The following is a 12,008-nucleotide window of genomic DNA, read 5'->3' as shown; positions in this document are numbered from 1 at the left end:
AGCCAAGGGAGAGTCCTTGTTTCAAAAGCAGGATCGCCTCCCGGCATTACACGCCCAAATTGCTAACGAAACGTGTGTATAATTTTTAGGACACAACTTTTCAGAAAAATTATCGACAAACCACAATCAGAGGTGGTAACAATGTCTCAGCAAAATCTATGGTGGTTACAATGCGTGTGCTTCTCGTCGAGGACGACGTTACGGCTGCCCGGGGAATATCCCTCATCCTCAAGAACGCCGGCTTTACGGTCGATCATACGGACATGGGCCAGGAAGCCCTGGAGATGGTCCGCCGTTATGATTACGACCTGATCCTGCTTGATCTCATGCTGCCGGATATCGAGGGTTACGAGGTCGTGCGCCGCATGCGCGCCGCCCGCCTATCGACCCCGGTGATCATGCTCTCGGCTTTGTGCCGCCCGCAGGCGAAGGTCAAGGCATTCGCCGTGGGTGCTGACGACTTCATCACCAAGCCGTTCGATCACGCCGAGCTGGTCGCACGCATGCAGGCGATCCTGCGCCGCAGCAAGGGCTATAGCGAGCCGACCCTGCGCGTTGGCGGTCTGCAGCTCAACCTCGACAGTCGGGAGGTTTCGGTCGATGGCCGGCCGATCCATCTCACCGGCAAGGAGTATGCAATCCTTGAGCTGCTGGTTCTGCGCAAGGGCATGGTGCTGACGAAGGATGCGTTCCTGAACCACCTGTATGGCGGCATGGATGAGCCGGAAATGAAGATCATCGACGTTTTCATCTGCAAGCTGCGCAAGAAGCTGCAGATTGCCGGCGCCGGTCATCTGATCGGAACCGTCTGGGGCCGCGGCTATATGCTGCGCGACGAGGAGCGGTCCGCGGCAATCCCGCATGCGGCGACCCTGCCGGTGCCCGCAGCACTCGATATGCCGATGGCACTCTCGGCGGCGTAAGCCGCCGAGAGATACTTAAACCGTAAATTGTTCGACAATGATCCGTTCCGAAAGGCTCTGGTCGGGGTCGAACAGTACTGTGGTCTTGAGACTGCGATCCTCACTGACCGCTACGGAGACCACATCTCGAACCTCGGTGAAATCCGCGACCGCCGCAACCGGCCGCTTTTCGCCGTCGAGGATGTGGAATTCGACGTCCGCCGAACTCGGCAGCAACGCGCCGCGCCAGCGTCGCGGCCGGAAGGCGCTGATCGGCGTCAGCGGCAGAAGATTGGCCGAAAGCGGCACGATCGGCCCATGCGCTGAGAGATTATAGGCGGTCGACCCGGCTGGCGTGGAGACGAGGATGCCATCGCAGACGAGTTCCGGCAGCCGCACCCGGCCATCCACCATGATTCTGATCTTGCCGGCCTGACGGGTCTGTCTGAACAGGAATACGTCGTTCAGGGCCAGAGCCTCTTCCACCAGCCCGGATTGCGTCACGGCATGCATGCGCAAAGGATGGAGCACGGCACCCTGCGACCGGACCAGCCGCTCGGGCAGTCCCTCCTCCAGCAGCGGGTTCATCAGGAACCCCACGGAACCACAATTGATGCCGTAGACCGGTATGCCGCTGTGCAGCACAGTATGCAGCGTCTCCAGCATGAATCCGTCGCCACCCAGGCAGACCACCACCTCCGCATCACCGACAGGCAGATTGCCGTAGCGCTGTTCGAAACGGAGGAGTCCCTCCTGCGCGAGCGGGTTGGCGGCCGCAACGAAGGCAATCCGCCGAAGCGCCGTCCCCGCTGGCCATACTGGATTCATCCCGGGTTCGACCGGCCCTACCTCCAAGCCCCCGGGATCAGGGAGCATTTCGCCCAGCCCTTCACCATCGGGGGGCCAGCATTCCATCAGGCGAGCCGCCGGTGATCCAGCACAGGCATCCCCGATCGCACCTTACGTGTGCGTTCGCCATCGATCGTGGCCGTAGCCCAACCGGATCCGTTCGACGCCCGCGCCACGACCGTGCCCCATGGATCGATCAGCATGGAGTGCCCGTAGGTCATCCGGGTCGCACCGCTTGCGTCGTGGTGCGCCCCGCACGTTGCCGAAGCAGCCAACCAGCATTGGCTCTCGATGGCCCGTGCACGCAGCAGCGTCTCCCAATGCGCCTCGCCGGTCTCCGCCGTAAATGCCGCTGGTACGATGATCAACTCGGCCCCCGCGCGACGCAGCCGCAGGAAAAGCTCCGGAAAACGTATATCGTAGCAGATGGCGAGACCGGCTCTGATCGCGCCCAGTTGCACCGTGACGACAGTCTCACCAGCGGTGAACGTGTCGCTCTCGCGGTAACCCTCACCATTCGGCGTCAGCACATCGAACAGATGTATTTTACGATATCGTCCCAACTCGCGACCATCGCGACCAAACACCAGCGCGGTGTTCGCAATACGCTCGCCGGCGCGCTCTCCAATCGAGCCGCCATGGACGAAAATGCCAGCGCCGCGCGCAGTTTTTTGCAGGAACGCATATGCAGGACCTACGTCTCCTGCACCGTCAGGGTCTGGAAAAGTCTCAGCCGCATCAAGCTTTGCAGCCCGGCCACCGCCGAGGCACGACCACATTTCCGGCAATACCACCAGATCGGGCCGGTCGGCCGCGATGGCGGACTCGATCAGGCGAGCCGCCTTGAGGATGTTATCGCTCTTGTCGCTGCCCGGCGACATCTGGACGACGCTTATCCGCAAGCAAGGCCTCCGTTTGGGAACCTACGCGCCTCATACCTGGTCCAAGCCGCGATCCGAGACCTGCGGGATGAGCCGCAACAGGTCTTCGGGTACCGGCTCATACAGCGTCTCGTCATACAGGCGCTGCAGATCGGTTTGCAACCACGTCTCGAAAATGAGCGGAGTGCTTATGGGTGCATGGTCACACATCATGCATGACCAAGCGCTTGACATACCCGCAAGGTTGCGTCAGCGCCGCAAGCCGTCAGCCAGGAGTTCCACATCCTGGACTGCTTGCGTATTTGGGTGGCGGCTGGCGAGCAGCGCCTGACGGCGGATCGCCTCGCTGACGCACGGATCCTTGCGGATGACCCCGGCCAAGGGTGGCGTTCTGCCCAGAAAATTGGTGCAGGCGCGTGCCAGGGTCGCATAAGCCCGCTCGCCGCTGGTGTTGCTTGATGTTTGGTTGATCACGATGCGGGCATCGATCGTCGGGCTCGCCTCGCCGCCGCTCGCGGCTCCGCCGAGCACCACCCGGTCGCGTGCATGCAGCTTCAGAACAGCGTAGGCATCGGTCAACGCCGTGGGTTCATCGGTGGTGACCACCAACAACGTATCCGCCCAGGCCGCAAGCCGGCGCGTGATCCGGTCGATGCCGGCGCCAAGATCGAGCAAAATGGTGTCGTAGGCGCTCAGTCCGCGCAATTCGGTCAAAAGCAGGTCGAGAGCCGGAACCTCCAGCCCGGAGAGGACCGAAGCCCCCGAGCGACCCGGCAGGATGCCGAATTCCGGTATGTTCCCATCTTGACCCGCATAGCGCGTAATGACGTCGGCAAGGCCGGCGCGACCGGCTGCGACGTCGGAGAGGTCGCGCCCCGGGGTGAGGCCCAACTGGATGTCGATGTTGGCAAGACCGAAATCGCCATCGAACAGCAGCACGCGCGCGTCCCGCGTCGCCAGCACATGGGCCAGCGTAATCGACAGCCAGGTCTTGCCGACGCCGCCTTTGCCGGAGGCGACGGCGATCACCCGGCCGGCACCTGCTGGCGCCGCGGTTCGGACCCGAAGGGCTTGGACATTGCTCATGGACGCAAAGGCCTCAAAGACTGGATGCAGCACGTCGCTGCGCTGCAATGTGGATCGGCAAGGCAGAGCGGGTGATCCGTTCCGCCGCCGCAGGGGCCAGCAATTGTCCGCCGCCGGAGGCTTCGGCGGACGCGCACCGGGTCAACAGGCTGGCGAGCAGCCTTGGTGTCATGGCGACCAGGCTGTCCGCGGCCCCACTTCCCATTCCCGCTTCGCAGAGCGCCAGCCCGGATGCAGCCGCCGCACGAAGAATGCCACCCATGCGTCGCGACTGGTCGGTGCGCGTGGCGATCAGCGCATGCGCACCGAGGCTTGCGTGCGCGCAGGCGATCTCCTCGGCCTCGTTCGGATCGAGGCCGCATGGCAGCACCAGGGCCAAGGCAGCTCCCGACGCCGAACGCAACGCGGTCAGGAGCTCCGATTGCGACGGGTCAGCAAGATTCAGACCCGGTGCGTCGATCAAAACCGGCTGGGCGCCCTCGCGGCGCGCCATCGCGCGGGCGAGCATCGCGGGCGTGCTCGCCGCAACCATCGTGAGTCCGAGCAGGCGGGTGAAGGCTGCCAACTGTTCGACCGCGCCCGCGCGCATGCCATCCGCGGTGATCACCAAGGGATGTGCGCCAGCCATGACCAGTCGGGTGGCGAGACGCGCAACCGTCAGGGTCTTGCCACCGCCGGGGGGACCGGCAAGGAGCAGCGGGTCGTCCCCAGTCGCCAGCTTCAGCGCCGCGAAGCGAAACAGGCGGGCGCAGGCGCTCTCGATCGGCCCGCTCGACAGGCCTTGGACCAGCGGCGCGGAGAGACCGTGCCACATCAGCGTGGCGGCGAGGGTGGACGCACGCGCAGCGCCAGTGCGCGCAGCGGGACGTTCACGGCGCTCGGCAAATCTGTCTGGCGACACGCTGAATGGCTCGAGATCGTCAAATGCGGCGCCGACGGGTGGTGCGCGCAAGGCCGGTGCCTCATTGGTCTCCAGCGCCGCCGTCACCTCTACGTAGTCGTCGCGGCTACGATCCGAGAGGATCAATGCGTCCGGCCCGAGCTCGGCGCGTATTTGCGCCATCGCTTCGGCGAGCGTCGGCGCGCGGAATATCCTAATCCGCATCGGACATCCCAACGATCATCAGATTGTCTCCAGCGTGCGGATCCGGACCCGTGCGGAGATCTCGGCCTGCGACAGCACCGACGTGGTTGGCCGAAGTCGTTCGACGATCGAGCGGATCGGGCCGCGGATCGCGCCGGTCACGAGAACGACCGGCGTCTCACCGGCAGAAGCGGCCGTATCCAACGCCTTGCGCAGTTTCGGGATGAACTCGTTCAGTCGCGAGGGCGCCATTGCCAACTGCCGATCCTCCGGCGGTCCGACCAGGCTCTCCAGGAATGCGGCCTCCCAAATCGGCGTCAGCGTGATCAAGGGTATGTAGCCGGCTGGTCCGACATGAGCGTCGCTGATCTGCCGGGCCAGCCGGATGCGTACGTGGTTCACGATCAGCGGCACGGCGCGCACGCCACTGCCGCAGGCTTCCTGCACACCCTCCAGAATAGTCGACAAATCACGAATCGAAATTCGCTCCGCCAGCAGGGATTGCAGGACGCGCTGCACCGCGCCGGTGGAAATCTGCGACGGGATCAAATCGGCTACGAGCTTCTGTTGCTCGCGCGGCAGATCGTCCAGAAGCTTTTGTGTCTCCGAGTAGGAGAGCAGCTCGGCCATGGTCTCGCGTACCACCTCCGTGAGATGCGTGCTCAGGACGCTCGCCGGATCGACCACGGTGCATCCTCGAAACAACGCGTCCTCGCGATGCGCGGTGTCGATCCACAGCGCGGGCAATCCGAATGCCGGCTCCGTCGTCTTCTCGCCAGGCAGATCGGGCAGCCCGCCCCTCGGATCCATAACCAGCAATCGGGTTGGCCGTATCTCGCCGCGACCCGCCGCGATCTCCTTGATCCGGATCGTATAGGCCTCTGCCGGGAGCTGCATGTTGTCCTGGATTCGTACCGGAGGCAGCACGAAGCCCATCTCCTGGGCGATGCTGCGGCGCAGCGCCTTGATCTGTTCGGTCAGGCGCGGCGTGTCCCCGCCTGCCAGAGGCAGCAGGCCGTAGCCGAGTTCAAGCCGGATCATGTCAATACGCATGGCATCGCTGACCGGCGGCTCGGACGGGGCCGAGGAGACGATCGAGGCTGCGTCTTCCTCGGCTGTCTTGCCTGGGGCCTTGCGGCGTAGCCAGGCAGCACCGCCGGCGAGACCGGACAGCGCGAGAAACGGGATCATCGGCAACCCTGGCATCAGTCCGAGGACGAGTGCTGCGCCGGAGGCGAGCGCCAAGGGTTTGGGATTGCCGCCCAGCTGGCGCATCAGGGCGACGTCGGCCGCACCCTCGGTGCCGCCCTTGGTCACCACAATACCCGCCGCCGTGGAGACCAGCAGGGCCGGAATCTGCGAGGTGAGCCCGTCGCCCACGGTCAGCGTGGTGAAGGTTGCGGCGGCATCAGAGAATGCCATGCCATGCCGGATGATGCCGATGGCGAGACCGCCGATGATGTTGATAACGGTGATCAGCAGACCGGCGATGGCGTCGCCGCGTACAAATTTGGCGGCACCATCCATTGCACCATAGAAGCCGCTCTCCTCCTCGAGCTCGCGCCTGCGCAAGCGTGCAACCTTCTCGGTGATGGCACCTGAGGAAAGCTCGGCGTCGATGGCCATCTGCTTGCCCGGCATCGCATCGAGACTGAAGCGCGCGGCGACCTCGGCGATACGGCCGGAGCCCTTGGTTATCACCATGAAATTTACGACGAGCAGGATTGCGAACAGGATGAGTCCGATGACGACGTCGCCACCCATCAGGAAACCGCCAAACGCCGCGACCACGTGGCCCGCGGCCAATGGTCCCTCATGCCCGTGGCTGAGGATCAGCCGGGTCGTTGCCACTTCCAGCGCAAGCCGCAATAGCGTTGTCAGCAACAGGATCGTCGGGAACGAGGTAAAGTCGAGCGGCCGCTGCAGGAACAATGCCACCATCAGGATGAGTACGGAAAGCGTGAGCGACAAGGATAGGCCGATATCGAGCACGAATGTGGGGAGCGGCAGCACCAGCACCGACAGCAAGGCCACCACACCAAGTGCCAGCCCGATATCCGCGCCCGGCGCATAACGCTGCAGCTTGGCTGAAATTGCGCCGATGCCGGCCTTCGGCGCTTGCGTCTCGAGAGCGGCACCACTCATTGATCAGGCGGCCCAGGTGCCGGCCGTCGGCGGCGGCACAGCAAGGCCCTGGCCGGCATAGTCACGCAATTTGTTGCGCAAGGCGCGGATCGAAATCCCCAGGATGGTTGCGGCATGTGTGCGATTGCCAAATGTATGGCGCAGGGTCTCGATGATCAGAGCCTGCTCTACGTCATCCATGCGGCGACCGACGAGGCCGGTGACGCCTGAGGCCTCTGGTGCTGCAACCCGAGGCTGCGGCCGGCTTGCCGGCAGGTCGAGGAGCGACGCATCGATTTCAAGGCCCTCGGCCAGCAGCACCGCGCGATGCATGAGATTTTCCAGCTCGCGGACATTTCCCGGCCAAGCATAACCGACCAGGCAGGCGATCGCATCGTCAGTCAACCGACGCTGAGGCAGCGCATTTAGGGTGCTGTAGTGCTTCGCATAATGCTCCGCCAACGCCGCGATGTCGCCAGTGCGCGCACGCAGTGGCGGCAGTTCCAGGTTGATTACGTTGAGACGGAAGAACAGGTCCGAGCGGAAGCGTCCGCTCGCCGCGTGCGCAGCGAGGTCGCGATTGCTGGTCGCCAGGATACGGACGTCGACCTTGACCGGCGAGGCGCCGCCCAGCCGATCGATCTCCCGCTCCTGGATCGCGCGTAACAACTTCGCCTGGAGACGCAGGTCCATCTCACTGATTTCGTCCAGCAGCAAGGTTCCGCCGTTGGCCGCTTCGAACTTGCCTATGCGACGCCCGGCGGCCCCGCTGAAGGCGCCCCTCTCATGCCCGAACAACTCGGATTCGAGGAGATGCTCGGGAATGGCTGCACAGTTGAGGGCTATAAAGGGTGCCTGCGCACGCGGGGAACGCTGATGGATATGGCGGGCGATAACCTCCTTGCCGGTGCCGGACTCGCCGGTGATCAGCACCGAGGCCGTCGCACCCGCCACCTGCTCTGCCCGGCGAAGTGCGGCCAACATCACCGGGTCACGCGCAATCACATGGTGTGTCTGGCCGGCTGCCGCTTCCAGAATGGCCGCGATCAGATCGGGGTCCGGCGGCAATGGCAGAAAGTCCTGCGCACCCTCCCGGATCGCGAGCAGGGCAGCCTCGGACTCCGACTCAAGTCCGCAGGCGACCACAGGGACCGCAATCCGCTCGTGCGACAAGGAACGCACCAGGCGCCCGATTTCCTGGCCAAGTTCGCAAAGTACGAGGTTGATGTATGCGTCGCGTCGCAGCCGGAGCAAGCCTGCTGTTACGTCGTCGCATTGGTCGAGACGCGCGCCGCGTGTGGCCGCGATTGCCGCTGCCCGACCCAACTCGCCGGCAAGCGAGCCGATGATCAGCACCCGCATATCATATGCCCCGATCGGCCTTGACAATCTCGGTCATGGTGACGCCGAGGCGGTTTTCCCCGACCATGACGACCTCACCGCGCGCAACCAGCCGATTGTTGACATAGATATCGATGGCCTCCCCGATCTTGCGGTCGAGCTCGACGACGGCACCGCGGCCGAGTTTCAGCAACTGGCTCACCTGCATCGTGGATTTCCCGAGGACTGCGCTGACAGTGACCGGGATGTCATAGACGGCGCCAAGATCTCGCCCGCTGCGCGAGGCAGGTGCGTCCTGTGGGACCGCCTCCGAGAGCTCGGTCAGATCGATTTCATTGGACATCGGGTGCTTCCATCTCGAGCGATTTGGGCCGGTCATCGAGCAGCGTCATCACGGCGTCACGAATACTGGCGCAGGTCGCGTTGATCTCACGCAGCGCCGAGCCGTTCTGCCAGCTCACTGCGACGTCGCCCGGCATCATCTTGTCCACCTCGGTCCAGATCACGCGCACCGCCGAGCCTTCAAGCAACGACGTCGCCTCCTCCTCCAGCGCCGGTCTAAGCGATGGATTGAGGCGGATGTGTAGTTCCGGCAAATGGCGCGCAGGCGGCAGTATGTGCCGCAGCAGGTTGCGCAGGTCCGTCTCCGCGCGGCTGACGCACAGCGCCGGGAGGGCCGCACTCAGCATTGCCAGTGTTGTGCACGCTATGGCATCCAGACCATGCTCGACCAGCCGCCCAGCCTGTGAATGCGCGGCGTGCACCCCCTCGGCGATACCGGCGAGAGCGGCGCTGCGTTGAGCCGCTTGCAATTGCGCCGACGCCAGCCGTTCGGCGTCGCGCCCCTCGGCGCGCGCCCGTTCCGCCGCCGCGCGCAGTTCGTCGAGACTGAAGCTCGGCAGGACCGCCTTGGAGTCCACCTTGGCAGCGGCAGGTGCTGTCTTGTGTGGCTGGGGGACGAGAGGCTCACCGAAATCCTCGGCATAGAGGACCCCGGATGTCGCCGATGAGAACGGATAGCGGGACATGATCTCAGACCACCATCTGCTCGTCTTTGTTATCGTTGATTTCGATCTCGCCCTGCTGCGCGAGGTCCTTGGCGAGGGCTACGATCTGTGCCTGCGCCTCGTCGACATCCCGGAGGCGAATGGGCCCGAGCATCGAGATCTCGTCACGCAACAACTTGCCGGCACGTTCGGAAAGCGTTGACAGGAAGAGGTTGCGGATCTGCTCGGAGGCACCTTTGAGTGCTATGGGAAGTTTGCTCTTCTCAACAACCCGCATCAACTTCTGGATGGCGTCAGGCGGCAGTCTCGCCAGATCGTCAAAGGTGAACATTAGCGCCTTGACCCGCTCGGCCGCATCACGGTTGCGGTCTTCCAGCGCCGACATGAAGCGACCCTCGACCTGACGGTCCAGATTATTGAAAATGTCGGCGACCAACTCGTGACTGTCCCGGCGCGTGCTGCGCGCGAGATTCGACATGAATTCGGATCGGAGCGTCTTTTCGACGCTATCAAGCACATCGCGCTGCACGCTCTCCATGCGGAGCATGCGCATGATGACCTCCATGGCAAAGCCGTCAGGCAACAAGCCAAGCACGCGCGCGGCGTGGTCGGAGCGCACCTTGCTTAGCACAACGGCCACTGTCTGCGGATATTCGTTCTTAAGATAGTTGGCTAGGACGGCCTCGTTTACATTCCCGAGCTTGTCCCACATCGTACGGCCGGCGGGCCCGCGGATTTCCTCCATGATCTGGCTCGCGCGGTCGCGGGAAAGCGTCTTTTGCAAAAGGCGCTCGGTGCTGTCGAAGCTGCCGACGAGCGTTCCCGCGTTGCCGATGTCGTTTGAGAAATCGAGGCACAGCTTTTCGACAACTTCGGCGGAGATACTGCCGAGCTGCGTCATGGCGAAGGAGATTTCCTTGATCTCCTCCTCGTGCATCATCTCGAAAAGCTTGGAGCACTGCTCTTCGCCGAGAGCGAGCATCAATACGGCCGCCTTCTCCGCGCCGCTCATTGAAGCGGTTGTCGTCTTGCTTGGCATATCAGCCTGCCTCCTGCTCATGGCCAAGCCATCCGCGCAGAATCGACAGGCTTTCTTCGGGATGGCTGCTTACCAGCTCGACGATCTGACGGATCGAGGAGGCGCGCAGCCTGCCGTCGATGTTGGCGATGCTGACCATGCTCTCATCCGTAAGCGCCGGGGGGCCGAGCAGGGCCAGCCCGGTTCCGGTCGGCTGCGGCCCACTCGAGGCGGCACGACTGCCGGAGTCGAAGGACAGCGCACCCCCGACAGCCGATGCGATTGCGCCGCTCATCTGACCGCCCGCCAAGGCAGCGCTCTGGGCAGTGAGCCGAAGCACCATCGGACGGACCACGAACAACAGAGCCAGCAGGATGAACAATCCAAGCAGGCCGGTTTGTCCGAGCTGCATCATGTCGTCACGTGTCATGCGGAATGCGAACAGACCGGCTGGGCCGCTCGGCGCGGTGTCGATGGCAGGAAGCGCGAAGGGCATGCTGACGACGCTGACGGTGTCGCCCCGCTTTGCGTCGAAGCCAATGGCGCTCTTCACCAGGGTGGCGATCTGGTCGAGGTCGGCCTTGGACCTGGGTTGCCACAAGGGTTTGTGGTCTGGCCCGATGGACATGGCGCCGTCCACCATGACTGCAAGGCTGATCCGGGCAATCCTTGGCTGATCCTGTATGACCGTGCGAACCGTCTTGCCGATCTCGTAGTTGCTGACTTCGTCCTGCTTATCGTCCTGAGTGCCTGACTGGGCTGCGCCGGCGTTGGCATTCGGCAGGTTGTTCTGCACCGACGTCGTCTGCGGTGCTTGCGTGCTGCGGCTCTTGTCGGACGTCGTTTGTTGTGAGCGAAGCACCTGCTCGTCGGGATCGTAGCTCTCGTGCGTCTCGTGGACCTGATCAACATCCATCGTGACGGCGGCTTCGGCCCGTACATGGTCGGCACCGACGGTGGGCTCTAGCATCTCCTCGACAGCGCGGTCGAGGCGCAACTCCGTCGCCTGTCTCAGATCGTCGACGGTACCCGCGGCGCCAACCGCGCCGGTCGGCTGACCGGCGCGGGCCAGCACGTCGCCTCGGCTGTCGATGATGGCAATGTTATGCGCCTTGAGCCCGGGTACCGCGGCGGCCACCAGGTTCAGGACGGCCTGCACCCCTTCCGGATCGAGGCGCTGCGAGCCGATCATGGAAAGCAGCACGCTCGCCTGTGCCGCCTGTTGCTCGCTTGCAAAGGGCTCGCGATGCGGCAATACGATGTGCACGCGGGCGCCGCGGACGCCGTTAATAAGCCGGATTGAGCGCGTGAGTTCGCCTTCAAGCGCCCTCGTCTCGTTGATCGTCTGCTCGAACTGAGTGGCAGTGAGACTGCTGCTTCGATCGAAAATCTCATATCCGACAGAGCCGCCAGAAGGCAGGTTGCTTTTGGCCAGCAACAGCCGGGCGGCTGGCACCTGGTCGGCCGGCACCAAGATCTCATCATCCGCGCCGCCCATCTGATGCTGGATATGGGCCTTATCGAGCGCGTCTGCGATCTGGCCAGCATCGCGAACGTCCAGATCGCCGTAAAGCAACGCCATGTGTGGTGACGCACCGCCATGCAGAGCCAGCATTGCGAGCATCACCAGCATGCCGAGCGCGACCGCACCCATGCCGGCAAGCCGTGCCGTGCCCAGCGCCTTCAAGCCATCCAGGAAGGGCTTCATGACGCAAG

At 63.8% G+C, this 12,008-nt stretch carries 11 protein-coding genes; 1 reads left to right on the top strand and 10 read right to left on the bottom strand.

Annotation, left to right across the window (positions count from 1 at the left end):
- Positions 1-170 precede the first annotated feature (170 nt).
- Complete coding sequence (gene ctrA / locus ACQY4K_RS17455; protein WP_428391468.1) at positions 171-923, top strand: response regulator transcription factor CtrA; 753 nt, start codon at positions 171-173, stop codon at positions 921-923.
- 15 nt (positions 924-938) lie between these two features.
- On the opposite strand, the gene ACQY4K_RS17450 is transcribed toward ctrA, so the two are convergent.
- The 10 genes from ACQY4K_RS17450 to fliF all read right to left on the bottom strand — a co-directional run bounded on the left by ACQY4K_RS17450 (position 939) and on the right by fliF (position 12,000).
- Positions 939-1,730 carry an NAD kinase gene (locus ACQY4K_RS17450; protein WP_428391467.1) on the bottom strand — a complete coding sequence of 264 codons (792 nt, stop codon included), beginning with the start codon at positions 1,728-1,730 and terminating at the stop codon, positions 939-941.
- A gap of 86 nt (positions 1,731-1,816) precedes the next feature.
- Positions 1,817-2,653, bottom strand: coding sequence for a carbon-nitrogen hydrolase family protein (locus tag ACQY4K_RS17445; protein WP_428391466.1), 837 nt, complete (start codon positions 2,651-2,653; stop codon positions 1,817-1,819).
- Positions 2,654-2,881: 228 nt separating this feature from the next.
- Positions 2,882-3,718, bottom strand: coding sequence for an AAA family ATPase (locus ACQY4K_RS17440; RefSeq protein ID WP_428391465.1), 837 nt, complete (start codon positions 3,716-3,718; stop codon positions 2,882-2,884).
- Positions 3,719-3,731: 13 nt separating this feature from the next.
- A complete protein-coding gene (locus tag ACQY4K_RS17435) occupies positions 3,732-4,823 on the bottom strand; it encodes a hypothetical protein (protein ID WP_428391464.1) in 1,092 nt (363 codons plus the stop codon).
- An 18-nt stretch (positions 4,824-4,841) separates the two neighbouring features.
- Positions 4,842-6,947 carry a flagellar biosynthesis protein FlhA gene (flhA, locus tag ACQY4K_RS17430; protein WP_428391463.1) on the bottom strand — a complete coding sequence of 702 codons (2,106 nt, stop codon included), beginning with the start codon at positions 6,945-6,947 and terminating at the stop codon, positions 4,842-4,844.
- Between the two features lie 3 nt (positions 6,948-6,950).
- On the bottom strand, positions 6,951-8,288 hold the full coding sequence (locus ACQY4K_RS17425) for a sigma-54 interaction domain-containing protein (protein ID WP_428391462.1): 1,338 nt from the start codon (positions 8,286-8,288) through the stop codon (positions 6,951-6,953).
- Position 8,289: 1 nt separating this feature from the next.
- A complete protein-coding gene (gene fliN, locus ACQY4K_RS17420; protein WP_428391461.1) occupies positions 8,290-8,610 on the bottom strand; it encodes a flagellar motor switch protein FliN in 321 nt (106 codons plus the stop codon).
- Complete coding sequence (locus ACQY4K_RS17415) at positions 8,600-9,295, bottom strand: hypothetical protein (RefSeq protein ID WP_428391460.1); 696 nt, start codon at positions 9,293-9,295, stop codon at positions 8,600-8,602. Before ACQY4K_RS17415 ends, fliN begins: the two co-directional genes overlap by 11 nt.
- A gap of 4 nt (positions 9,296-9,299) precedes the next feature.
- Positions 9,300-10,286 (bottom strand): flagellar motor switch protein FliG, encoded by a 987-nt coding sequence (gene fliG, locus ACQY4K_RS17410; RefSeq protein WP_428391459.1) that lies wholly within the window; start codon positions 10,284-10,286, stop codon positions 9,300-9,302.
- 28 nt (positions 10,287-10,314) lie between these two features.
- Entirely contained in the window at positions 10,315-12,000 is a 1,686-nt protein-coding gene (gene fliF / locus ACQY4K_RS17405; RefSeq protein ID WP_428391458.1) for a flagellar basal-body MS-ring/collar protein FliF, read from the bottom strand.
- Between the last annotated feature and the right edge of the window lie 8 nt (positions 12,001-12,008).

It is taken from the genome of Lichenicoccus sp. (assembly GCF_965276875.1).
Classification (GTDB): domain Bacteria; phylum Pseudomonadota; class Alphaproteobacteria; order Acetobacterales; family Acetobacteraceae; genus Lichenicoccus.
The sequence above is the reverse complement of the archived record's forward strand: the minus strand, read 5'-3'. Positions and strand labels throughout refer to the sequence as shown.